General features: G+C 71.6%; 20 protein-coding genes. 12 read left to right on the plus strand and 8 right to left on the minus strand.

Annotated features, from left to right (window positions below):
- Positions 1–97 precede the first annotated feature (97 nt).
- The 8 genes from AB0E88_RS10845 to pssA all read left to right on the plus strand — a co-directional run bounded on the left by AB0E88_RS10845 (position 98) and on the right by pssA (position 9,081).
- Positions 98–910 (plus strand): TetR family transcriptional regulator, encoded by an 813-nt coding sequence (locus AB0E88_RS10845; protein ID WP_361627308.1) that lies wholly within the window; start codon positions 98–100, stop codon positions 908–910.
- A 422-nt stretch (positions 911–1,332) separates the two neighbouring features.
- Complete coding sequence (gene ccrA, locus AB0E88_RS10850) at positions 1,333–2,670, plus strand: crotonyl-CoA carboxylase/reductase (RefSeq protein WP_361627415.1); 1,338 nt, start codon at positions 1,333–1,335, stop codon at positions 2,668–2,670.
- A gap of 14 nt (positions 2,671–2,684) precedes the next feature.
- Positions 2,685–4,733, plus strand: coding sequence for a protein meaA (locus tag AB0E88_RS10855; protein ID WP_361627311.1), 2,049 nt, complete (start codon positions 2,685–2,687; stop codon positions 4,731–4,733).
- A complete protein-coding gene (locus AB0E88_RS10860) occupies positions 4,730–5,692 on the plus strand; it encodes a CoA ester lyase (protein WP_361627314.1) in 963 nt (320 codons plus the stop codon). The genes AB0E88_RS10855 and AB0E88_RS10860 overlap by 4 nt, the downstream gene beginning before the upstream one ends.
- A 2-nt stretch (positions 5,693–5,694) precedes the next feature.
- Positions 5,695–6,207 (plus strand): MaoC family dehydratase, encoded by a 513-nt coding sequence (locus AB0E88_RS10865; protein WP_019757884.1) that lies wholly within the window; start codon positions 5,695–5,697, stop codon positions 6,205–6,207.
- 3 nt (positions 6,208–6,210) lie between these two features.
- Positions 6,211–7,416 carry an acyl-CoA dehydrogenase family protein gene (locus AB0E88_RS10870; RefSeq protein ID WP_361627317.1) on the plus strand — a complete coding sequence of 402 codons (1,206 nt, stop codon included), beginning with the start codon at positions 6,211–6,213 and terminating at the stop codon, positions 7,414–7,416.
- Between the two features lie 170 nt (positions 7,417–7,586).
- Positions 7,587–8,243: a phosphatidylserine decarboxylase gene (locus AB0E88_RS10875; protein WP_103783614.1), complete on the plus strand. Its 657-nt coding sequence runs from the start codon at positions 7,587–7,589 to the stop codon at positions 8,241–8,243.
- A 22-nt stretch (positions 8,244–8,265) separates the two neighbouring features.
- Entirely contained in the window at positions 8,266–9,081 is an 816-nt protein-coding gene (gene pssA / locus AB0E88_RS10880; RefSeq protein WP_103783613.1) for a CDP-diacylglycerol--serine O-phosphatidyltransferase, read from the plus strand.
- Between the two features lie 508 nt (positions 9,082–9,589).
- Here the strand turns inward: pssA and AB0E88_RS10885 are convergent.
- Complete coding sequence (locus AB0E88_RS10885) at positions 9,590–10,741, minus strand: glycerate kinase (RefSeq protein WP_361627321.1); 1,152 nt, start codon at positions 10,739–10,741, stop codon at positions 9,590–9,592.
- Positions 10,742–10,943: 202 nt separating this feature from the next.
- Between AB0E88_RS10885 and AB0E88_RS10890 the strand changes: the two genes are divergently transcribed.
- Both AB0E88_RS10890 and AB0E88_RS10895 read left to right on the plus strand, forming a co-directional pair.
- The gene (locus AB0E88_RS10890) at positions 10,944–12,020 is read left to right on the plus strand and encodes an ADP-ribosylglycohydrolase family protein (RefSeq protein WP_361627324.1); all 1,077 of its coding nucleotides are present in this window, start codon (positions 10,944–10,946) and stop codon (positions 12,018–12,020) included.
- A gap of 29 nt (positions 12,021–12,049) precedes the next feature.
- Entirely contained in the window at positions 12,050–12,541 is a 492-nt protein-coding gene (locus AB0E88_RS10895; RefSeq protein WP_361627327.1) for an NUDIX hydrolase, read from the plus strand.
- A gap of 12 nt (positions 12,542–12,553) precedes the next feature.
- Here AB0E88_RS10895 and AB0E88_RS10900 read toward each other — a convergent pair whose 3' ends face one another.
- On the minus strand, positions 12,554–12,754 hold the full coding sequence (locus AB0E88_RS10900; RefSeq protein ID WP_361627330.1) for a type II toxin-antitoxin system VapB family antitoxin: 201 nt from the start codon (positions 12,752–12,754) through the stop codon (positions 12,554–12,556).
- Between the two features lie 54 nt (positions 12,755–12,808).
- A complete protein-coding gene (locus AB0E88_RS10905) occupies positions 12,809–13,351 on the minus strand; it encodes a GNAT family N-acetyltransferase (RefSeq protein ID WP_361627333.1) in 543 nt (180 codons plus the stop codon).
- 120 nt (positions 13,352–13,471) lie between these two features.
- Between AB0E88_RS10905 and AB0E88_RS10910 the strand changes: the two genes are divergently transcribed.
- On the plus strand, positions 13,472–14,209 hold the full coding sequence (locus AB0E88_RS10910) for a Sir2 family NAD-dependent protein deacetylase (RefSeq protein ID WP_361627336.1): 738 nt from the start codon (positions 13,472–13,474) through the stop codon (positions 14,207–14,209).
- 63 nt (positions 14,210–14,272) lie between these two features.
- On the opposite strand, the gene AB0E88_RS10915 is transcribed toward AB0E88_RS10910, so the two are convergent.
- The 3 genes from AB0E88_RS10915 to AB0E88_RS10925 all read right to left on the minus strand — a co-directional run bounded on the left by AB0E88_RS10915 (position 14,273) and on the right by AB0E88_RS10925 (position 16,528).
- Positions 14,273–14,446 carry a type A2 lantipeptide gene (locus AB0E88_RS10915; protein ID WP_361627339.1) on the minus strand — a complete coding sequence of 58 codons (174 nt, stop codon included), beginning with the start codon at positions 14,444–14,446 and terminating at the stop codon, positions 14,273–14,275.
- Between the two features lie 109 nt (positions 14,447–14,555).
- Positions 14,556–15,038 carry a methylated-DNA--[protein]-cysteine S-methyltransferase gene (locus tag AB0E88_RS10920; protein ID WP_361627342.1) on the minus strand — a complete coding sequence of 161 codons (483 nt, stop codon included), beginning with the start codon at positions 15,036–15,038 and terminating at the stop codon, positions 14,556–14,558.
- Between the two features lie 8 nt (positions 15,039–15,046).
- Entirely contained in the window at positions 15,047–16,528 is a 1,482-nt protein-coding gene (locus AB0E88_RS10925) for an AlkA N-terminal domain-containing protein (RefSeq protein WP_361627345.1), read from the minus strand.
- Between the two features lie 191 nt (positions 16,529–16,719).
- On the opposite strand from AB0E88_RS10925, the gene AB0E88_RS10930 reads away from it, so the two are divergent.
- Entirely contained in the window at positions 16,720–17,913 is a 1,194-nt protein-coding gene (locus AB0E88_RS10930) for an MFS transporter (RefSeq protein WP_361627348.1), read from the plus strand.
- Between the two features lie 6 nt (positions 17,914–17,919).
- Here the strand turns inward: AB0E88_RS10930 and lpdA are convergent, their stop codons facing one another.
- Together lpdA and AB0E88_RS10940 are read right to left on the minus strand one after the other, a co-directional pair.
- Positions 17,920–19,332 carry a dihydrolipoyl dehydrogenase gene (lpdA, locus tag AB0E88_RS10935; protein ID WP_361627351.1) on the minus strand — a complete coding sequence of 471 codons (1,413 nt, stop codon included), beginning with the start codon at positions 19,330–19,332 and terminating at the stop codon, positions 17,920–17,922.
- Between the two features lie 212 nt (positions 19,333–19,544).
- Entirely contained in the window at positions 19,545–23,441 is a 3,897-nt protein-coding gene (locus AB0E88_RS10940) for a glycoside hydrolase family 2 TIM barrel-domain containing protein (protein WP_361627420.1), read from the minus strand.
- Positions 23,442–23,590: the final 149 nt, after the last annotated feature.

The raw sequence follows: 23,590 nt of genomic DNA on the forward strand, positions 1-23,590 counted from the left end.
CGGCCTGCTGGATCCGGCCGCCCCTCCCCCGCCCCTGACGGGCGGGGGAAGCCCCGGACCTGCGCAGAGAGCCGCGCCCATGCAGTACGTTCGGGTCATGTCCCAGCCCGCCAAGTCCTCACGTACCCCCGCCACGCCCGACGCGCCGGAAACCGCCGCGGGCTCCCGCGCGGCTGCTCAGCGGCTGAAAATGCGCCGAGAACTGGCGGCCGCCGCGATGGAGCTCTTCGCGACGAAGGGGTACGAGGCGACCACCGTCGACGAGATCGCCGCCGCGGCCGGCGTCGCCCGCCGCACCTTCTTCCGCCACTTCCGCTCCAAGGAAGAGGCGATCTTCCCGGACCACGACGACACCCTGGTCCGTGCCGAGGCGGTGCTCAACGCGGCCCCCGCGCACGAGCACCCGCTGGACACGGTGTGCCGCGGCATCAAGGAAGTCATGAAGATGTACGCGGCCCGCCCGGAGATCTCGGTGGCCCGCTACAAGCTCACGCGCGAGGTACCCACCCTGCGCGAGGCGGAGATCGCCTCGGTGGCCCGCTACGAGCGCCTGTTCACCCGCTATCTGCTCGGCCACTTCGACGAGCACGCGCACGACGACGACGCCAACGACGACCCGCTGCTGGCCGAGGTCGCCGCCTCGGCGGTGGTCACCGCGCACAACCACGTGCTGCGGCGCTGGCTGCGGGCCGGCGGGCAGGGGGACGTGGAGGCACAGCTCGACCACGCCTTCGCGATCGTGCGCAAGACGTTCGGCACGGGGATCATGGCGGGGCGTTCCGCGCCGCCCGCGCCCCCGACCGCCGCGACGACCTCGGCGCAGGGCGAGGTGCTGGTGACGGTCGCCCGCACCGACGCCCCGCTGGAGGAGGTCATGCGGACCATCGAGCAGGCGCTCAAGGAGCGCTGAGCACCTGCCTCACCTGTGTGACGACGGCCACCCCTCGGGGTGGCCGTTTTGGTATGCCCCCAGCCGTTTTCCACCGGCTCTCCGGCGTCGTTCGATCGATCATCGCTCATTTGTTACGTAAAGATTTCATCTGAGAGGAAGTTCTGGCACTCAGTGCCTTGTCACCTGACACGCTGTGCCATACGTTGAGAGTGTTCCGGGCGGCCGGCGCACAGCGACACAGCACCGGGCCGGCTGTCCCCGCAGGCCACTGGTCTGCGCGCCCGGACGCCTGCGTCACAGGCACCCTCCCGCGCCACAAAGCGCTGCCGAACAGCACCACCCGCCGAACCGACGGCACACCCTCACACCCTCAGCAGCACCGACGTACCCATCGGCGCCCCTCCCTCAGGGCGCTCACCGCCGGAGGCAACACCGTGACCGTGAAGGACATCCTGGCCGCGATCCAGTCGCCCGAGAGCACCTCGGCCGACTTCGCCAACCTGCCGCTCCCCGAGTCGTACCGCGCCATCACCGTCCACAAGGACGAGGCGGAGATGTTCGCGGGCCTGAACAGCCGCGACAAGGACCCGCGCAAGTCGATCCACCTCGACGACGTCCCGGTGCCCGAGCTCGGCCCGGGCGAGGCCCTGGTGGCCGTCATGGCCTCCTCGGTCAACTACAACTCGGTGTGGACCTCGATCTTCGAGCCGGTGTCGACGTTCGCCTTCCTGGAGCGCTACGGCAAGCTGTCCCCGCTGACCAAGCGGCACGATCTGCCGTACCACATCATCGGCTCCGACCTCGCGGGCGTCGTCCTGCGCACCGGCCCCGGCGTCAACGCCTGGCAGCCCGGCGACGAGGTCGTCGCGCACTGCCTCAGCGTCGAGCTGGAGTCCCCCGACGGCCACGACGACACCATGCTCGACCCGGAGCAGCGCATCTGGGGCTTCGAGACCAACTTCGGCGGCCTGGCCGAGATCGCGCTCGTGAAGAGCAACCAGCTGATGCCCAAGCCCAAGCACCTGAGCTGGGAGGAGGCCGCCGCCCCGGGCCTGGTGAACTCCACCGCCTACCGGCAGCTGGTCTCCCGCAACGGCGCGGCGATGAAGCAGGGCGACAACGTGCTGATCTGGGGCGCCTCCGGCGGCCTCGGCTCCTACGCCACCCAGTTCGCGCTGGCCGGCGGCGCCAACCCGGTCTGTGTCGTCTCCTCCCCGGAGAAGGCCGAGATCTGCCGGAAGATGGGCGCCACGGCGATCATCGACCGCAACGCCGAGGGCTACAAGTTCTGGAAGGACGAGCACACCCAGGACCCCAAGGAGTGGAAGCGCTTCGGCAAGCGCATCCGCGAGCTCACCGGCGGCGAGGACATCGACATCGTCTTCGAGCACCCCGGCCGCGAGACCTTCGGCGCCTCGGTCTACGTCACCCGCAAGGGCGGCACCATCACCACCTGCGCCTCGACCTCGGGCTACATGCACGAGTACGACAACCGCTACCTGTGGATGTCGCTGAAGCGCATCATCGGCTCGCACTTCGCCAACTACCGCGAGGCCTACGAGGCCAACCGCCTCATCGCCAAGGGCAAGATCCACCCGACGCTGTCGAAGACGTACTCCCTGGAGGAGACCGGCCAGGCGGCCTACGACGTCCACCGCAACCTGCACCAGGGCAAGGTCGGCGTGCTGTGCCTGGCGCCCGAGGAGGGCCTCGGCGTGCGCGACCAGGAGATGCGCGCCCAGCACATCGACGCCATCAACCGCTTCCGCAACGTCTGAGGAACGGGGCCCAGATGACTGAGCGTCAGCCCGCCGAGGCGAAGCGGGAGAAGGACCGGCCGTGGCTCATGCGCACCTACGCCGGTCACTCCACGGCCGAGGCGTCCAACGAGCTGTACCGGCGCAACCTCGCCAAGGGCCAGACGGGCCTGTCGGTGGCGTTCGACCTGCCGACGCAGACCGGCTACGACTCCGACCACATCCTCGCCCGCGGCGAGGTCGGCCGGGTGGGCGTGCCCGTCGCGCACCTCGGTGACATGCGCCGGCTGTTCCAGGACATCCCCCTGGAGCAGATGAACACCTCGATGACGATCAACGCCACCGCCATGTGGCTGCTGGCGCTCTACCAGGTCGTCGCCGAGGAGCAGGGCGCGGACATCACCAAGCTCCAGGGCACGACCCAGAACGACATCGTCAAGGAGTACCTGTCCCGCGGGACGCACGTCTTCCCGCCGGGGCCGAGCCTGCGTCTGACGACGGACATGATCGCGTACACGGTCTCCCACATCCCGAAGTGGAACCCGATCAACATCTGCAGCTACCACCTGCAGGAGGCCGGGGCCACGCCGGTGCAGGAGATCGCGTACGCGATGTCCACCGCGATCGCCGTGCTCGACGCCGTGCGCGACTCCGGCCAGGTGCCGCAGGAGCGCATGGGCGACGTGGTCGCCCGGATCTCCTTCTTCGTCAACGCGGGCGTCCGCTTCGTCGAGGAGATGTGCAAGATGCGCGCCTTCGGCCGCATCTGGGACAAGGTCACCCGCGAGCGGTACGGCATCGAGAACCCCAAGCAGCGCCGCTTCCGCTACGGCGTCCAGGTCAACTCGCTCGGGCTGACCGAGGCGCAGCCGGAGAACAACGTCCAGCGGATCGTGCTGGAGATGCTGGCGGTCACCCTCTCCAAGGACGCACGCGCGCGTGCCGTGCAGCTGCCCGCCTGGAACGAGGCGCTCGGCCTGCCCCGCCCCTGGGACCAGCAGTGGAGCCTGCGCATCCAGCAGGTCCTCGCCTACGAGAGCGACCTGCTGGAGTACGACGACATCTTCGAGGGCTCGAAGGTCATCGAGGCCAAGGTCGACGAGCTGGTCGAGGCATCCCTCGCGGAGATCGAGCGGATCCAGGAGATGGGCGGCGCGATGGCCGCCGTGGAGTCCGGCTATCTGAAGTCGCAGCTGGTCTCCTCGCACGCCGAGCGCCGGGCCCGGATCGAGTCCGGGCAGGAGAAGATCGTCGGCGTCAACATCTTCGAGTCGACCGAGCCCAATCCGCTCACCGCCGACCTGGACACCGCGATCCAGACGGTCGACCCGGCGGTCGAGGCCCAGGTCATCGCCTCGCTCCAGCACTGGCGGGACACCCGCTACCAGCCGCCCTTCAACCACCCGCGCCCGTGCAAGGCGCTGGAGAGGCTGAAGGAGGCCGCGAAGGGCACCGACAACCTCATGGAGGCCACGCTGGAGTGCGCCCGCGCCGGCGTGACGACCGGCGAGTGGGCCGGGGCGCTGCGCGAGGTGTTCGGCGAGTTCCGCGCCCCGACGGGCGTGTCCTCCGCTCCCGTCGCCATCCCGGCCGAGGCCGGCTCGGCGCTCGCCGAGGTGCGCCGCAAGGTGGAACTGACGGCCCAGGACCTCGGCGTGGGCAAGCTGCGCTTCCTGGTCGGCAAGCCGGGTCTGGACGGGCACTCCAACGGCGCCGAGCAGATCGCCGTGCGCGCCCGCGACGCCGGGTTCGAGGTGGTCTACCAGGGCATCCGGCTCACCCCGGAGCAGATCGTGGACGCGGCCCTGGCCGAGGACGTGCACGCGGTGGGTCTGTCCATCCTGTCCGGCTCGCACGCGCAGCTGGTGCCGGACGTGCTGGACCGGCTGCGTGTGGCCGGTGCCACAGATATACCCGTGATCGCGGGTGGCATCATCCCCAGCGGGGACGCCGCGCAGCTCAGGGCCGCCGGCGTGGCTGCCGTCTTCACCCCGAAGGACTTCGACATCACCGGAATCATCGGCCGCATCGTCGACGAGATCCGGACAGCGAACAAGCTCGACCCCCTGGAGGTCCCCGCATGACCACGGTCAACCGCCTGCGTCCCCGGCGCTCCTGCCTGGCCGTACCGGGCTCGAACCCGCGCTTCCTGGAGAAGGCCCAGGGCCTCCCCGCCGACCAGGTCTTCCTCGACCTGGAGGACGCCTGCGCGCCGCTCGCCAAGCCCGAGGCGCGGCACACCATCGTGAAGTTCCTCAACGAGGGTGACTGGACCGGCAAGACGAGGGTCGTGCGGGTCAACGACTGGACGACCGAGTGGACGTACCGGGACGTCGTGACGGTCGTCGAGGGCGCGGGGCAGAACCTCGACTGCATCATGCTGCCGAAGGTGCAGAACGCCGAGCAGATCGTCGCCCTCGACCTGCTGCTGACGCAGATCGAGAAGACGATGGGCTTCGAGGTCGGCAAGATCGGCATCGAGGCGCAGATCGAGAACGCGCAGGGCCTCAACAACGTCAACGCGATCGCGCAGGCCTCCCCGCGCGTCGAGACGATCATCTTCGGCCCGGCCGACTTCATGGCGTCGATCAACATGAAGTCGCTGGTCGTGGGCGAGCAGCCGCCCGGTTACCCGGCGGACGCCTACCACTACATCCTGATGAAGATCCTGATGGCGGCCCGCGCCAACAACCTCCAGGCGATCGACGGCCCCTACCTGCAGATCCGCAACATCGACGGCTACCGCGAGGTCGCGCGGCGCGCCGCCGCCCTCGGCTTCGACGGCAAGTGGGTGCTGCACCCGGGCCAGGTCGAGGCGTCGAACGAGATCTTCTCGCCCTCCCAGGAGGACTACGACCACGCCGAGCTGATCCTGGACGCGTACGACTACTACACGTCGGAGGCGGGCGGCAAGAAGGGCTCCGCGATGCTCGGCGACGAGATGATCGACGAGGCCAGCCGCAAGATGGCCCTGGTCATCTCCGGCAAGGGACGGGCCGCCGGCATGCAGCGCACCAGCAAGTTCGAGATTCCGGAGGCGTGAGCATGCAGTTCGGGCGCACCTACGAGGAGTTCGAGGTCGGGGCGACGTACAAGCACTGGCCGGGCAAGACGGTCACGGAGTACGACGACCACCTGTTCTGTCTCCTCACCATGAACCACCACCCGCTCCACATGGACACGAACTATGCGGAGAAGACGACGGACTTCGGCAAGAACGTCGTCGTCGGGAACTACATCTACTCCCTGCTGCTGGGCATGAGCGTGCCGGACATCTCCGGCAAGGCGATCGCCAACCTGGAGATCGAGTCGCTCAAGCACGTGGCGCCGACCTTCCACGGCGACACGATCTACGGCGAGACGACCGTCCTCGACAAGTGGCCGTCGAAGTCGAAGAACGACCGCGGCATCGTCTACGTCGAGACCAAGGGCTACAAGCAGGACGGCACCCTGGTGTGCGTCTTCCGCCGCAAGGTCATGGTGCCGACCGAGACGTACATCAAGGAGCGCGGCGGCGAGCAGCCGGGCCGCCCGGAACTCAAGCAGCAGGAGAAGTAGGCCATGGCCCGTCTCGCCCAGACCGCCGGTCTGACCGACGTCCAGCAGGAGATCCTCTCCACCGTCCGGGACTTCGTCGACAAGGAGATCATCCCGGTCGCGACCGAGCTGGAGCACCGCGACGAGTACCCGCAGCAGATCGTCGACGGGCTGAAGGAACTCGGCCTGTTCGGCCTGATGATCCCCGAGGAGTACGGGGGCCTGGGCGAGTCGCTGCTCACCTACGCCCTGTGCGTCGAGGAGATCGCCCGCGGCTGGATGTCGGTCTCCGGCATCATCAACACCCACTTCATCGTCGCGTACATGCTCAAGCAGCACGGCACGCAGGAGCAGAAGGACCACTTCCTGCCGAGGATGGCGGCCGGCGACATCCGCGGCGCCTTCTCGATGTCGGAGCCGGCCCTGGGCTCCGACGTGTCGGCCATCACGTCGAAGGCGGTGAAGGACGGCGACGAGTACGTCCTGAACGGCCAGAAGATGTGGCTGACGAACGGCGGTACGTCCTCGCTCGTGGCGGTGCTGGTCCGCAGTGACGAAGGACACCCCGAGGGCACGGCCCCGCACAAGTCGATGACCACGTTCCTCGTCGAGAAGGAGCCCGGCTTCGGTGAGGTCCGCCCCGGCCTGACCATCCCGGGCAAGATCGACAAGATGGGGTACAAGGGCGTCGACACCACCGAGCTGATCATGGACGGCCTGCGCATTCCGGCCGACCGGGTGCTCGGCGGGGTCACCGGCCGAGGTTTTTACCAAATGATGGACGGCGTGGAGGTCGGCCGCGTCAACGTCGCGGCGCGTGGCTGCGGTGTCGCGCAGCGTGCCTTCGAGCTGGGCGTCCAGTACGCGCAGCAGCGCCACACGTTCGGCAAGCCGATCGCCCAGCACCAGGCGATCCAGTTCAAGCTCGCCGAGATGGCCACCAAGGTGGAGGCCGCGCATGCGATGATGGTGAACGCAGCGCGCAAAAAGGACTCCGGTGAACGAAACGACCTCGAGGCGGGGATGGCGAAGTACCTCGCCTCCGAGTACTGCAAGGAGGTCGTGGAGGATGCCTTCCGGATCCACGGCGGCTACGGCTTCTCCAAGGAGTACGAGATCGAGCGCCTCTACCGTGAGGCCCCGATGCTGCTCATCGGTGAAGGTACCGCCGAGATCCAGAAAATGATCATCGGTCGCAGACTGCTCGAAGAGTATCGGTTCCAGGGCTGATTGTCCGGGTACGGGGTGTTATCTCCGGGAGGAAGATCACACCCCGTAGGCACTCTTCGGACGCCGACTCGGCTTCCTGCCTTACCCAGTTGTGCCCGCGAACCGCTACGATCGCGGAAAGCCGCCGTCCCCCTCCTGAAGCGCGGCATCATCCGCTACGAAGGTCATCCATGCCCCACAGCCAAACCTCTGCACCTCGCGACAGCCGAGCCGGCGTACGCCTCGCGCGCGGAGCATCGCCGTGGCTTCTCCCGACCGTCGCCACCGCAGCCCTCAGCCTGGCCCGGGCACGCCGCTCCGGCGCCGCCAGGGCCGTCGCCGTTCCCGCCACCGCGCTCGCGGCGGGGATGCTGTGGTTCTTCCGCGACCCCGAGCGCGAGATCGCCCAGGGCCGGGTCATCTCCCCGGCCGACGGTGTGGTGCAGAGCATCATGCCGTGGAAGGACGGGCGGACCCGCGTCGCGATCTTCATGAGCCCGCTCAACGTCCACGTGAACCGCGCCCCGCTGGCCGGCACCGTGACGTCGGTCGAGCACATCCCCGGGGGCTTTGTTCCGGCTTTCAACAAGGAGAGCGAGAACAACGAGCGCGTAGTCTGGCATTTCGACACCGAACTCGGCGACATCGAGATGATCCAGATCGCCGGCGCGGTGGCCCGTCGCATCGTGCCGTACATCCCGCAGGGGACGAAGGTCGAGCAGGGCGACCGGATCGGGCTGATCCGCTTCGGCTCGCGTGTCGATCTCTACCTGCCGGAGGGTGTGGAGGTCGCGGTCGAGGTCGGTCAGAAGACCGTGGCTGGGGTGACTCGCATTGACCGTGATTGATCCGCAGACTCAGTCGGGCTGGGTGCCGGAGGCGGCCGAGGAGGACGAGGAGGAGATGCCCCTCTCCCTCCGCCTCTCAATAGCGGACACCCTGACCCTCGGTAACGCCACGTGCGGCTTCATGGCGGTGTACTTCACCACCACCGGCATCCTGATCCCGCACCTGACCGGCAGCCAGGAGTCCGGCATGGCCCGCCACAGCGCGGCCACGGCGGTCATCCTGATGCTCTGCGCGGCGGTCTTCGACCTGTTCGACGGCCTGGTGGCGCGCAAGCTGCGCTCCTCGCCGATGGGCGCGGAGCTGGACAACCTGTCCGACCTGATCAGCTTCGGCCTGGCCCCGGCGTACTTCGTCCTGGTCTACGGCATGGTCGCCGACGACGCCCACCAGAGGGTGGCCGCGGTCGGCGCGATCGTGGTTCTGCTGGCGGTCGTGCTGCGTCTCGCGCGCTTCTCGTGCGTGACGGTGAAGGACGGGACCTTCCAGGGCATGCCGAGTCCCTTCGGGGCGCTGACGGTCGTGGCGATCGTCCTGCTGGAGCTGCCGTTCGCGGCGACGCTGCTGGCGATCATCGGTACGGCGTGGCTGATGGTGAGCCGCGTGGAGTACCCGAAGCCGCGCGGGCGTCTCGCGGTGGCGATGCTCTCCTGGATCGTGCTGAGCATGGGCCTGCTGGCGGCGTGGGCCTTCGGCGCGCCGAGCGGGCAGCTGCTGCTACAGACCGGTTGCGCGCTGCAGCTGGTGATGGGCGCGGTGATCCCGCTCTTCGCCACGGCTCGGCGGGTGAACAACTTCCGCGACAACCGGCGCGAGGCGCGGGCTGCGCAGCTGCCGTGACGGCGTCCTTGCAAGGGCCCCGGACCATTTGGTCCGGGGCCCTTTGCCGTGTGCGCGGCGGTGAGCCGCAGTGCCACGGCCGTGTGCCGCGGTGCCGGAGCGCCGCGCGCCGGCACCGGCGGCGGTGTGCCACGGCGGCCGGGCGCAGCGCGAAGGTACGGGCGGGGTCCAGAACGGGGCCCGGCACTGGTGACGAGCCGCAGCACGCCGGCGTCGGCAGGCTCCCGGACACGACCCGGCACCAGTGACGAGCCGCAACGCGCCGGCACCAGCAGGATCCCGGACATGACCCGGCACCGGTGACAGGCCGCAGCACGTCGGCACCGGCGGGGTCCGGCACACGGCCTGGCGCGCCTGTGCCGGCAGCGCGGCTCCGGAGCGGGCGGGAGAGACGGCGACCCCGGGGACGCCGTCCGTGCGGACGGGGTCTCCGGGGTCGCCGGTGGGTCACGCGGGCTCCGGGCGCAGAGAGCAGGCGTGCTGAAGCCCACCCCGGCCCCCGGAGGGCTCAGCGCAGGTAGTCCTTCGCGATCTGCTCCGCCACTCGCTCCAGGATGGGACCGGCATCCGCGATGCACTTCGCGACGTCCGGCTCGATCTCCGTCAGGGGGTAGGCGCGGCGGATGCCCGCGCGGCCCAGCGCCTCGTGCGGCAGGGCGAGGCGGCCGCAGACCGCCACGACCTCCTTGTCCGCCGCCCGCGCCGCCGCGGCGACGCCCGCCGGGGCCTTGCCGTGCAGGGTCTGCTCGTCCAGGGAGCCCTCGCCGGTGATCACCAGCGAGGCGCGCTCCAGGGCCGGACCGAAGCCCAGCACGTCCAGCATCAGCTCGATGCCGGGGCGGAAGCTCGCGCCGAGCAGCAGGGCGCCGTAGCCGATGCCGCCCGCGCCGCCGGCGCCCGGGGACGCGGCGAGCTCGGCGGCCTTGGGGCCGATGGCCTTCTCCAGCACCTCCGCGTAGTGGGCGAGGGCCGCGTCGAGGGTGGCCACGTCCTCCTCGGAGGCGCCCTTCTGCGGTCCGTACACCGCCGCGCAGCCCTTCGGGCCGGTGAGGGGGTTGTCCACGTCGCTGGCGAGGACGAAGTCCACCTCGGCGAAGCGGGGGTCCACGCCCGACAGGTCGGCCGAGGCGAGGTCCGCCAGCGCGCCGCCGCCCGGGCCGACCGGCTCTCCGTCGGCGTCCAGGAACACCGCGCCGAGGGCGGCCAGCATGCCGGCGCCGCCGTCGGTGGTGGCGCTGCCGCCCACACCGAACACGATCGTGCGGGCACCCGCGTCGAGCGCGGCCTTCAGCACCTCGCCGGAGCCGTAGGTCGTGGCGGTCAGCGGGGCGAAGACGCCCGCCGGGAGCAGCTGGAGGCCCGAGGCCTCGGCCATCTCCACCACCGCGGTGCCGTCGCGCAGCGCGAAGGCAGCCGTGACCGGCTCGCCGAGCGGGCCGGTGACCCGGACCTCCCGGCGTTCGAAACCGGCCGCCACGGCAGCCGCGACCGTGCCGTCACCGCCGTCCGCGACGGGGAGCGTCTCGACCTCCACGCCGGGTACGACCCGGCGCAGCCCGGCCGTCACCCGCTGGGCGACCTCGACCGCCGTCAGCGAGCCCTTGAACTTGTCCGCGGCAACGAGCACCCGCCGGGTGCCCTCCACAGCAGCGTCCGCCACCTTGCTATCCCCTTGCTCTCCGGGCTCCGACGCACGTCGGGGCCAGTCGCGCCGCTGCGACCATAACCGGAGGACACCCCTTACGTCATGCCCCGCCCGCTGGCTGGAACGCCCGCTCGCCTGCGCAGACCCCGTCCCCCGCACGCGCGGACCCGGCCCCGTCGCCCGCGCAGACCCGGCCGCGAGCGGGTACCCCTCCCCCATGACCGCTGTGGGCACGACGCCGGAACTGGCCGACCGCATCCTCGGAGGCTGGCTGGGCCGGATCGCGGGCAACATGCTCGGCAAGCCGGTGGAACAGGGCGAGGTGTGGACCCGGGAGCGCATCGACCGCTACCTGCGGCGGGCCGCCGCGCTCCCGCTGACCGACTACCTGCCCGAGCCCGCGGACGGCGGTGCGCACGACCCGCCGCTGCGCCCGGAGTGGCGTGACTGCGTGCGCGGCCGCGTCCACGGCAGCTGCCGGGACGACGACATCGACTACGCGATCCTCGGTCTGCACCTGCTGGAGACGTACGGCTTCGCCTTCAGCACCGAGCAGGTCGGCGACCTGTGGCTGCTGAGGCTGCCGTATCTGCAGACCTTCACGGCGGAGCGGGCGGCGTACCGCAATCTCGCCAACGGGCTGAAGCCGCCGCTGACGGCGACCTTCGACAACCCCTATCAGGAGTGGATCGGCGCCCTGATCCGCGCGGACGTCTTCGGCTGGACGTGCCCCGGCGCCCCGCGCCGCGCGGCCCTGCTGGCCCGGCGGGACGCGGTGCTGTCGCACACCGGCAACGGCGTGTACGGCGCCATGTTCGCAGCCGCGCTGATCTCCGCCGCGTTCGGCGCGGCCGGGGTGCGGGAGGCGCTGGAGAGCGCGCTGGGGGTGGTGCCGGCGAGTAGCCGTCTGGCGCGGACCGTGCGCCGGGTGATGTCCCTGCACGAGACGCGGCTGCCCTGGGAGGACACCCTGGCCACGGTGGAGGAGGAGACCGCCGGTCTGGGCTGGATCCACACCGTGCCGAACGCCGCGGTGCTCACGGCGGGCCTGCTCTACGGCGACGGCGACTTCACCCGGACCATCGCGCTGACCGTGCGCGGTGGCCTGGACACCGACTCCAACGGGGCGACGGCGGGGTCGGTGGCCGGTGTGCTGGCCGGTGCGGCGGCGATCCCCGCGCAGTGGAAGGAGCCCCTGGAGGACACCGTGCGCAGCGCGGTGTTCGGCTTCGACGGGGTGCGCATCAGCGAGCTGGCCGAGCGGACGCTGCGGCTGGCCGGGACACAGGCCTGAGGCGGGCGCGTGCTGGTTACCCTTCCTGGATGACCACAGCTGACTTCGCGACGTACATCGCCTCCCTCCCGCGCGTGCTCGCCGGGGCCGCCGCGCTGTTCCGGGACGCCGAGGGCCGGGTGCTGCTGGTGGAGCCCAACTACCGCGAGGGGTGGGCGCTGCCGGGCGGCACGATCGAGTCCGACGACGGTGAGACGCCGCGGCAGGGCGCGCGGCGCGAGACGCTGGAGGAGATCGGCCTGGACCGGCCGCTGGGCCGGCTGCTCACCGTGGACTGGTCGCACGGTCCCGGCCGGCCGCCGCTGGTGTCGTATCTGTACGACGGCGGTGTGCTGACCGAGGACGACTTCCGGGCGATCCGGCTGCAGGAGGAGGAGCTGCTGTCCTGGCGGCTGGTGCCGCGCGAGGAGCTGACCGGCTATCTCCTCGATCCCCTGGGCAGCCGGGTCTTGGCCGCCCTCGACGTCCTGGCGGAGGGCTCGGGCACGGCGGAACTGGAGAACGGGCAGAAGGTCGCGTGAGCGGCGGCGTGCTCAGCCCTGGACGTCCCTCGGCTTGACGTCGACCTGGCGCAGCGCCTCGTCCCGGGTCGCCGTGCGGGCCTCGGTGCGGTGGCCGCGCTCGATGTAGTCGCGGACGACGAGTTCGACGGCGTCCTGGGGGCTGCCCACGCCCGCCAGGACCATGACCTCGACGACCAGTTCGGCGTCGAGCGAGACGGTGACCTTGGCCATGTGCGGGACAGTAGCACCGGGCGGTCGCCGGAGGGACGGGTTCTGGTCCCGTCCTCAGCGGCCTGCGCAGGGGGCGTGGAGCCGGTACACGACGCTCCGGCGCAGCGGGCCGTCCGGCACGGCCGGGTCGTCGAAATCGTCGGCCGGGTCGTGGGTCATGCCGAGCCGGCGCATCACGGCCTGCGAGCGGACGTTGCCGGCCGCCGTGACCGCGAGGATCTCCTGGAGCCCGAGACGGGTGAAGCCGAAGTCGAGGACCGCTCGGGCGGCCTCGGTGGCGTAGCCGTGTCCCCAGGCGGGGCGGGCCAGCCGCCACCCGGCCTCCACCCCGGTGAACGGCATGTCCTCCTCCACCGGGTCCAGCCCGGCGAACCCGATGAACGCGCCGGTGGCCCGCACCTCGAGGGCCCACCAGCCCCAGCCCCGCCGGTCCAGGTCGGCCTGGAAACGGGCCACGGACGCGTCGCTCCGCTCGGGCGTGAGGACGCCGGGGAAGTACGCGCGGACCTCGGGGTCGGCGTTCAGGGCCGCCCACGGGGCGAGGTCGGACGCGCGCCAGTGGCGCAGCAGAAGCCGGTCGGTCGTCAGCTCGGGCACCGGGCCACCGTAGCGGGGCCCCACCCGCCCGGACGACTGCTTATCGGCCGCCCCCGTCCCTGGCCCTGCCGGTCGGATACCCGCTCGCTCCGCGCCGACGGGCGTCCTACGCTCGGCTCCATGACCAGGCCCCTCGTAGCGATCCTCAGCGGGGCGGGCATCTCGACCGACTCCGGCATCCCCGACTACCGAGGCCCGCAGGGGCTGTGGCGGCGCGATCCGGATGCCGAGAAGCTCGTGACGTACACGTACTACATGGCGGATCCGGAGATCCGGCGGCGCTCCTGGCGGATGCGGCGCGAGAGCGGCGCGCTCGAGGCGCGGCCCAACGCCGCGCACCGGGCCGTCGCGGAGCTGGAGCGGACGGGCGTGCCGGTGCGGGTGATCACGCAGAACGTGGACGGGCTGCACCAGCTGGCCGGGATGCCCGCCCGCAAGGTGCTCGAACTGCACGGCAGCGCCCGCGGCGTGGTGTGTACGGCGTGTCGGGCGCGCAGTTCGATGGAGGAGGCCCTGGCCCGGGTCGACGCCGGTGAGGAGGACCCGTCCTGCCTGGAGTGCGGCGGCATCCTGAAGTCGGCGACCGTCATGTTCGGCGAGCGGCTCGATGCGATGGTGCTCGGTGAGGCCGCCGCGGTCAGCAAGGCGTGCCAGGTGTTCATCGCCGTCGGCACCTCGCTGCAGGTGCATCCGGCGGCCGGGCTCGCGGGTGTCGCCGTCGACCACGGGGCGCGGCTGGTCATCGTCAACGCCGAGCCGACGCCGTACGACGAACTCGCGGACGAGGTGATCCGCGAGCCCATCGGTACGGCCCTGCCCGCGCTGCTGCGCCGGATCGGCGGCGGCGAGGGCGGGTGAGCCCGCGGACTCCGACCGCGCCCGACTCCGGCGCGGTCGGAGTCCGCGGGTGTCAGGCCACGCTCAGAGCGCGACCTCGACGCAGACCTGGGCCTGGAGGCACGCCTCGGTCCCGGCCGCGCCGACGGCGAGCCCGGCGCCGAGGCCGACACCGGCGTGCACGGCGAGACCACCGGCGACGTCGTCGAGTTCGGCCTCGGAGATCTCGGCGGTCTCGACCTGGTAAACGGAGTTCATGACTGTTCCCTTCGTACTGGCTGCCGGAAGATCCAAACACGCATACGGAGGGCAGTCGTCCGGTCCCGGTGGGTCTGCGGCGAATCTGCACAGCACGTGCGCAGGGTGGTCAGAACAGCGCCGCACCGCCTTCGAAGTCCAGCAGTTGGCGCTTGCGGGACAGGCCGCCGCCGTAGCCGGTGAGGCCGCCGTCGGCGCCGACGACGCGGTGGCAGGGGACGATGATCCCGATCGGGTTCTTGCCGTTGGCGAGGCCGACGGCGCGGGAGGCACGCGGGGCGCCGAGGGCGGCGGCCAGGTCGCCGTAGGTGCGCCGCTCGCCGTAGGGGATGGCCCGCAGCAGTTCCCAGACCCTGCGCTGGAACGGGGTGCCGGCCAGGCGCAGTTCGAGGGTGAACTCGCGCAACTGGCCCGCGAAGTAGGCCTTCAGCTGCTCCTCCGCCTCGGCGAACGGGGTCGGGTCGCGGTCACCGAAGGTCTCCTCGGGTGGGCGGTGGCGTTGCGCGGTCATGTACAGCCCGCACAGGACGCCGTCGTCGGCGACGAGGGTGAGCGGGCCGCAGGGGCTGTCGATCACGGTGTGCTGCTTCATGAACGTCCTCACACGGGCAGGAAGTTGATGGGGTGGTCGTCGGTCGCCCACAGGTACTGCACGGCGTAGGCCCGCCAGGGGCGCCAGGCCGTCGCGCGGGCGGTGAGGGCGGCCGGGGTGGCGGGCAGGCCCAGCTCGGCGGCCGCGCGCCGGATGCCGAGGTCGGTGGGGAGGAAGGCGTCGGGGTCGCCGAGGGCGCGCATGGCGATGACGTCGACGGTCCAGGGACCGAAGCCGGGCAGGTCCAGCAGCCGGGCGCGGGTCTCGGCCCAGTCGCTCTCGACGCCCAGGTGGAGGGAGCCGTCCGCCAGGTGGGCGACCAGGGTGGTGAGTGTGGTGCGGCGGGTGCGGGGCATCGCCAGGGTCTCGGGGTCGACCGCCGCGAGGGCCTGCGGGGACGGGAAGAGGTGGGTCAGGCCGCCCTCCGGGTCGGTGACCGGCTCGCCGTGCGCCGTGGTGAGCCGGGCGGCGTGGGTGCGGGCGGCGGCCGTGGACACCTGCTGGCCGAGCACGGCCCGTACCGCGAACTCCGCCTCGTCGACCGTGCGCGGCACACGCCGCCCGGGGGCCTTGTCGACCAGGGGCGCGAGCAGCGGGTCGGCGCGCAGCGCGTCGTCGACGGCGACCGGGTCGGCGTCCAGGTCGAGCAGCCGGCGGCAGCGGCTGATGGCGACGGTGAGGTCGCGCAGGTCGGTGAGGGTGAGGCGGCAGGCGATGTGGTCGGGCCGGGGCGTGAGGGCGACGATGCCGTGGCCGTACGGCAGCCGCAGCGTGCGCCGGTAGGAGCCCTCGCGCCACTCCTCCACGCCGGGTACGGCGGTCGCGGCGAGGTGGCCGAAGAGGTTGTCGGGGTTGAGCGGGGCCCGGAAGGGCAGGCGCAGCGACAGGGTGCCGGGGGCGGCCGGTACGGCGCTGTGCGGGGCGCGGGCGCGCAGGTCGCTCGGGGCGAGGGCGAAGACCTCGCGGACGGTGTCGTTGAAGGTGCGGATCGAGGAGAAGCCGGCGGCGAAGGCGATGTCCGCCATCGGCAGCGGGGTCGTCTCGATGAGCAGGCGCGCGGTCTGGGCGCGCTGGGCGCGGGCCAGGGCGAGGGGGCCGGCGCCCAGCTCGGCGAGCAGCTGGCGTTCGACCTGGCGGGTGCTGTAGCCGAGCCGGGAGGCGAGTCCGGGCACGCCCTCGCGGTCGACGACGCCGTCGGCGATCAGCCGCATGGCGCGGGCGGTGAGGTCGGCGCGCTGGTTCCACTCGGGTGAGCCGGGGCTGGTGTCGGGGCGGCAGCGCTTGCAGGCGCGGAAGCCGGCCTGCTGGCAGGCGGCCGCGCTCGGCTGGAAGATCATGTTGTCGGGTTTCGGCGGCACGGCCGGGCAGCTGGGCCGGCAGTAGATGCCGGTGGTCAGGACGGCGGTGAAGAACCAGCCGTCGAAGCGCGCGTCCTTGGACTGGACGGCGCGCACGCACCGCTCCCGGTCGGTGTGCATCCCGTTCTGCATGCCTCAAGCATCGGCCACGCCCACGGGCCGGGCTGGCGGAAATCCGACATCAACGCGGCGGGGGCTGCGCCGGGACGGATCGCTCGGGACGCGTTCACCCGCTGCCGTCGCGTCGTTACGATACGGGCCATGCCCCACGCAGTCGTCACCGGCCGCCGGCCGGCACGCGGAGCACCCCCGGCCGGGCCGCGGTGACGCCGCCGGAGCCGGCGCCGCGCCGGACGACGGGGCCGCTGTACGCGGCCGGTTTCACCACCGCCTTCGGGGCGCACGGCGTCGCCGCGAACCTCGGCGCCGCCGACGCGGACGCCGTCACCTCGCTGCTCGTCCTCGGTGGTCTCCTCGCGCTCTACGACGGTGCGGAGGTCCTGCTCAAACCGTTGTTCGGCACGCTGGCCGACCGGGTCGGGGCGCGCCCGGTGCTGCTCGGCGGGCTGGTCGCGTTCGCGGCCGCGTCCGCCCTGTACGTCGCCGTGGACCGGCCCGGCTGGCTGTGGGCGGCGCGGCTCGGCCAGGGCGCGGCGGCCTCCGCGTTCTCCCCGTCGGCGTCGGCGCTGGTGTCCCGGCTGAACCCGGCGGCGCGGCAGGGCCGTGCCTTCGGCAGCTACGGCTTCTTCAAATCCGCCGGCTACACGCCGGGCCCGCTGCTGGGCGGGGTGCTGGTGTGGGCCGGGGGGCTGCGGCTGCTGTTCGGGCTGCTCGCGGTGCTCGGCGCGGCCGTGGCGCTCTGGGCGTGGGTGGCCGTGCCGGTCGTACCGCCGCTGCCCAAGGAGCGGCAGACGGTGGTGGATCTGGCGCGGCGACTGGCCGACCCGGGGTTCCTGGTACCGACGGCGGCTTTGGCCGGGGCGACGGCCGCGCTGTCGGTGGGGGTGGGCTTCCTGCCGGTGTCCGGGCGTGCGGCCGGGCTCGGGCCCGTGGCGACGGGCGCTGCGGTGTCGGTGCTGGCGGCGTGCGCGGCGGTGGTGCAGCCGCGGGCCGGGCGGGCGCTGGACGCCGGGCGGCTGCGCACGGGGACCGGGCTGGGCGCGGGGCTGCTCCTGGCGGCGGCCGGGGCCGGATGCGCGATGCTGCCGGGCCTGGTGGGCGTGCTGCTCGCCGCCGCGCTGATCGGGGTCGGCACCGGGCTGATCACGCCGCTGGGATTCGCCGCGCTGGCCGCGGGGACGCCGAAGGAGCGGCTCGGGCAGACCATGGGGGCGGCGGAGCTGGGCCGGGAACTGGGCGATGCGGGCGGGCCGTTGCTGGTCGCGGGTGTGGCGTCGGCGGCGACCCTGACGTACGGCTACGCGGCGCTGGCGGTGCTGCTGGCGCTCGGGCCGCTGCTCGCCCGGGTCGCTGCCCGCCCGGTCCGGTGCTCGCCCGGGCGGGACGAGCACCGGTGAACCGCGCTAGAAGTTGATCATGTGTCCGGCGAGTCCGTGGACGGCCTCCTTGACCGCCTCGCCCAGCGTCGGGTGGGCGTGGACGTTGCGGGCGACCTCGTGGACGGTGAGGTCCCACTGCTGGGCCAGGGTCAGCTCGGGCAGCAGCTCGGTGACGTCGGGGCCGATGAGGTGGCCGCCGATCAGCTCGCCGTACTTCGCGTCGCTGATCAGCTTGACGAAGCCGGTGGAGTCGCCGAGACCGTGCGCCTTGCCGTTGGCGGTGAAGGGGAACTTCGCGACCTTCACGTCGTAGCCGAGGTCGCGGGCCTGGGCCTCGGTGTAGCCGAAGCTGGCGATCTGCGGCTGGCAGTACGTGGCGCGCGGGATCATGGCGTACTCCAGCTCCATGGTCTCCGCGTCCGCGATGGTCTCGGCGGCGACCACGCCCATGGCCTCGGCGGCGTGCGCGAGCATCAGCTTGGCGGTGACGTCGCCGATGGCGTAGATGTGCGGCACGGAGGTCCGGCAGCGGCCGTCGACGTCGATGGCGCCGCGGTCGGTGACCTTGACGCCGGTGTTCTCCAGGCCGTAGCCCTCGACGTTCGGGGCGAAGCCGATGGCCTGGAGCACCTTGTCGGCCTCCAGCACCTGCTGGGAGCCGTCCTTGGCGGTGACGGTGACACGGACCTGGGGGCCGGACTCGTCGATGGCGTCCACCCGGGTGGAGGTGAGCACGTCGATGCCGAGCTTGCGGTACTGCTTGGCCAGCTCGGCGGAGACCTCGGCGTCCTCCAGCGGGGCGACGCGGTCCAGGAACTCGACGATGGTGACCTTGACGCCGTAGTTGTGCAGCACGTAGGCGAACTCGATGCCGATCGCGCCGGCGCCCGCGATGACGATCGACTGCGGGAGGTCCTCGGCGAGGATCTGCTCCTCGTAGGTCACCACGCGCGCGCTGCGCTTGGTGTTGGGCAGCAGCTTGGGGGTGGCGCCGGTGGCGATGATGCAGTGGTCGAAGCCGATCGTGCGCGTGTTGCCGTCGTAGTCGGCGACCTGGAGGGTGTTCGCGTCGAGGAAGGTCCCACGGCCGTCGAACTCCGTGATCTTGTTCTTCTTCATCAGGTAGTGGACGCCCTTGACCCGGCCGTCGGCGACGCGGCGGCTGCGGCGGAAGGCCTCGCCGTAGTCGAAGGAGATGGGGCTGTCCGACTTGATGCCGAAGGTCTTCGCCTCACGGGTGACGATGTGCGCGAGCTCGGCGTTGCGCAGGAGCGCCTTGGTGGGGATGCAGCCGACGTTCAGGCAGACGCCGCCCCAGTACTTCTCCTCGACGACGGCGACGCGCTTGCCCAGCTGGGCGGCTCGGATCGCGGCCACGTAGCCGCCGGGGCCCGCGCCGAGGACCACGACGTCGAAGCGCTCGTCCTGCTCGACCATGGGGACTTCCTTTTCGGGTGTGCCGTGAAGTGCTGACCCACGGATTCTTTCTCCCTCACCGCCTCCCCGCCACGCCGATCACGGATCTCGCCCGCACAGAGGGTGTGATCTTGGTCCTTGCCCGGGGGTGACGAGAGAGTCCTCCACCACCCGCGGGCCCCCGGGCCGCCCGGGTCGGACGGTTCCGGTCGGCCGGCGGGACAGGGCCCGGGTCAGACGGTCCCGGTCGGCCGGCGGGACAGCGAGGTCGCCCGGTCCACGTCCTTGAGGGGGCGCAGGCGGTAGGTGTACGCGTAGTCGTGGTCGGTGAAGAGTTTGTACTCGTCGTGGGTGTGGGCGCCCCAGCTGTTGTCGCCGCCCACGCCCATCTGGCGGTGGTTGACCCGGAGGACGACCTCCTTGCGGGGGGTGAGCTGGTAGTCGTGGCGGACGCCGAGGGAGAGGTCCTCGGGGGTGAAGCGGGAGGCGTTGACCTCGATCAGCGGCTCCCCGGACACCAGCAGGCCACGGCCGGCGGCGTCCGTGAGGGCGGCCCAGCGCACGTCCGTCTTGTTGCCGTTCTCCTGGGGGCGGATGTAGGAGGTCCACTGCTCGGAGACGGTCCCGGAGTACAGGCCGACGTCGGTGCCGTCGTTGCGGTCCCAGTAGTTGTCCTCGGGCCCGCGCCCGTAGTAGTGCAGGTGCTCCAGCCGCTCCGGCAGGAACAGCATCGTGCCGACCTCCGGGAGGTAGGGCAGGCTCGCGGCGCCCGGGTGCAGGCTGTGGTCGACGCGGATCTCGGCGTTGCCGAACACGGTGTAGGTGGTGGAGTACGCCGACACGACCGTGGTGGGCAGGGTGCCGGTCACCTTGATCTCGACGGCGCGGTCGCGCAGGGGCCGCACGGTCACCCCGGTCACGGCCCGGCGGGCGCCCGCGTCGCGCCAGGTCTGGTTGCGGGTGTGCTGGCCGTTGCCGCGGTCGTTGTCGGTGGGCGCACGCCAGTAGTTGGGTACCGGTCCCGAGGCGATCAGGCTCATCCCGGCGGCCTCGTAGGTGGTGAGGAGACCGGTCCGCTTGTCGACGGTGACGGTGAAGTCCGCACCGGTGACGGTGACGGACGCGGCCGTGTCGGCGTACCGCAGCGCGGGCACGGAGCCGAGCGGGGCGGGCGTCACGGCCGGGCTGCCCGCGTCGAGCGGGATCTGCTGCCGGGCCACCTCGAAGCCTTCCTTCGCCCAGGGGGTGGCCTCCCGGGTGGTGAAGGACAGCTCGAGGAAGTGGTCCGTGCCGGGCGCGGGGCTGCCGGGCAGGCTCAGCGGCACGGTGACGTCCTTGCGCGTGAGCGGCGGGACGTCCAGCTGATCCCGGGTCAGCTTCCCCCTCTGCACGACGACGCCATCGGCGACCAGCGACCAACTGCCGTCGAACTGCCGGAGGTTGGTGAAGAGGTGCTCGTTGGTGAGCGTGACCCGGCGCGGGTCCCCACCGGCCGGGGCGGCGTTGATCGCCTGGTAGATCCGCTTGACCTCGGCGGCCTTGCCGGTGTGGCCGCGATCGGCGGTGACGATGCCGTCGGCGACGAAGGCGCCGTCGTTGGGGTTGTCCCCCCAGTCGCCGCCGTACGCGAAGAAGGTCTTCTGCTGCGGCACGGCCTCGGTGAGCCCCACCGTGGCCGCGTCGAACCAGAACCGCACCCCGGCGTCCCCCGGCCCGCGCCCCTCCGCGGCCAGCTCACCGGCCCCCAGCGCACGGGCGTACACCCGCGCCCGCCGGATCGTGCCGCTGAACTCGCGGGTCGGGTTGTCGACATCGGTGGCGAGGGAGAGCGGCGCGGCGGTGACGGCCGGCCGCGAGGTGGTCGTCCGCGTCGCCCGCACCGCGCCGTCGGCGTACAGCGTCACCGTGCCCGCGTCCGCGTCGAAGACGCCGGCGACATGGTGTTCGCGGCCGGTCCAGTCCGCGGGCAGGGCCCAGCTCGCGGTGATCCACTGACCGGCGCTGTGGATGAAGAACTCCAGGTTGCTGTCGGTCTGTTTGAGGGCGTACTGGGTGTCGCCCTTGGCGAGGACCGGCTGGTGGTAGCCGGTGACGCGCGGGGTGATCCAGGCTTCCAGGGTCAGCGAGCCGGTGAGGTCGAGGCGGTCGTCGCGGGCGAAGACGGTGCCGCCGCTGATGCCCTTGGCCCGGTCGAAGCGGCCGTGCGCGGGGAGGATCTCACCGCGCAGCCCGGCCGGCCCGGTCTCGGTGAGGAGGGTGCGCGCGGGGGTCGGCCAGCTCAGCGACTGGTCGACGAAGTCCCAGATCCAGCCGCCCTGCAGTACGTCGTAGCGCCGGATCAGGTCCCAGTACTTCTTGAGGTTGCCGTTGGAGTTCCCCATCGCGTGGGCGTACTCGATCATGACGTACGGCCGGGTGTCGGTGGTGTCCTTCGCCCGCTGCTCCACACGCGCGGGGGTGTCGTACATCTCCGAGCGGATGTCGCTGACGCCGGGGCGGTCGTCGCCCTCGTACTGGATGACGCGGGTGGGGTCGTAGGAGCGGATCCAGTCGTGCATGGCGGAGAACGTGCTGCCGCCGCCGGCCTCGTTGCCGAGGGACCAGATGACCACCGAGGCGTGGTTCTTGTCGCGGTGGACCATGTTCTGCGCGCGGGCGACGCAGGCGGCGGTCCACTCCGGGTGGCTGCCGGGGTACTGGTCGCGGACGCCGTGCGTCTCCAGGTTGGTCTCGTCGACGAGGTAGAGACCGTACTCGTCCGCGAGTTCCAGCCACTGCGGATTGTTCGGGTAGTGGGAGGTGCGGACGGAGTTGATGTTCATCCGCTTGATGATCTCGATGTCCCGCACCAGGTCGGCGCGGGTGAGCGCGGTGCCGCGCTCGGGGTGCATCTCGTGGCGGTTGGTGCCGCGGAACGACACCGGCCGGCCGTTGATGCGCATCAGACCGTCCCTGAGCGCGAACTCGCGCAGCCCGACCCGGTGCGAGAGCGTCTCGGTCACCTTCCCGGCCGGGTCGCGCAGCCGGAGCACGGCGGTGTACAGATACGGCCGCTCGGCCGACCACAGCTTCGGATCGGGTACGGCCCTGGCGGCCTGCACGGTCAGCTCGCCGCCGGAGCCGAGGTCGGCGCTCAGCGGCAGGGGCCGCGGCCACACGGGGTGGCCGTCGGCGTCGTACAGGGCGCACTCGACGGTGTGCCGGCCGCCGCCCTCGCCGCCGTAGTCGCGCACGCTCGCGGTGACCTTCAGCTCCGCCGACCGGTAGCCGTCGCCGAGCGGGGTGTCCAGCTTGAAGTCGCGCAGGTGCACGCTCGGCGTGGAGTACAGGTAGACCGAGCGGAAGATGCCGCTCAGCCGGATCATGTCCTGGTCCTCCAGCCAGTCGCCGTCGGAGTAGCGGTAGACCTCGACGGCGATCTGGTTGGTGCCGGCCCTCAGGTGGTCGGTGATGTCGTACTCGGCGGGGGTGTAGGAGTCCTCGTGGTACCCGACGAGCTGTCCGTTGATCCACACGTAGTGCGCGGACTTGACGCCCTCGAAGTGCAGGAAGGTACGGCGGCCGGACCAGTCGCCGGGGACGGTGAAGGTGCGCCGGTACTGGCCGACGGGGTTGTAGCGGGTCGGCGCGGCGGGCGGCCGGGGGTTCTCGCCGAGGCCGTTGGGGCCCCAGTAGGGGTAGGTGATGTTGACGTAGATCGGGAAGTCGTGGCCGTGCAGCTGCCACACGGAGGGGACGGGGATGGTCTCCCAGTCCCGGTCGTCGAGGTCGGTGCGGTGGAAGTCGGCGTCCCGGTCGTCGGGGCGGTCGGCGTAGGCGAACTTCCAGGTTCCGTCGAGGCTCATCCGGTACGGCGAGGCGGTGCGGTCGGCCTTCAGCGCCTGGGCGAGGTTCGCGTACGGCATGAGCGTGGTGTGCGGGGGCTCGGTGCCCACCTGGAACAGGTTCATGTGGCCGTTCCACTCCGCGCGGTCGTCGGCCGCCGCCCGCGGGCCGGCGGCGTGTGCGGCGGTGGACGGGCCGGACAGGGCGAGCGCGCCGAGTACGGCGGCGGAGGACTCCAGGAGACGACGGCGGCTGACGACCGTGCGCTCGGAGCGGGCGGACGGGGACGCGTTCGGGTGCGGCATGACCGGGGCCTTCCTGACGACCGACACGCAACTCATGGTGACCGTGCGGCTACTGAGCCACCGTCACCCTAGAACCCGAACACTTTCCTATCAATGATTCTGTCGGAGTTTGTGTGATCCTGATGGGCCCTCGTCGCCCATCAGGATCA

This window comes from Streptomyces sp. NPDC028635, assembly GCF_040637635.1.
Taxonomy (GTDB): domain Bacteria; phylum Actinomycetota; class Actinomycetes; order Streptomycetales; family Streptomycetaceae; genus Streptomyces.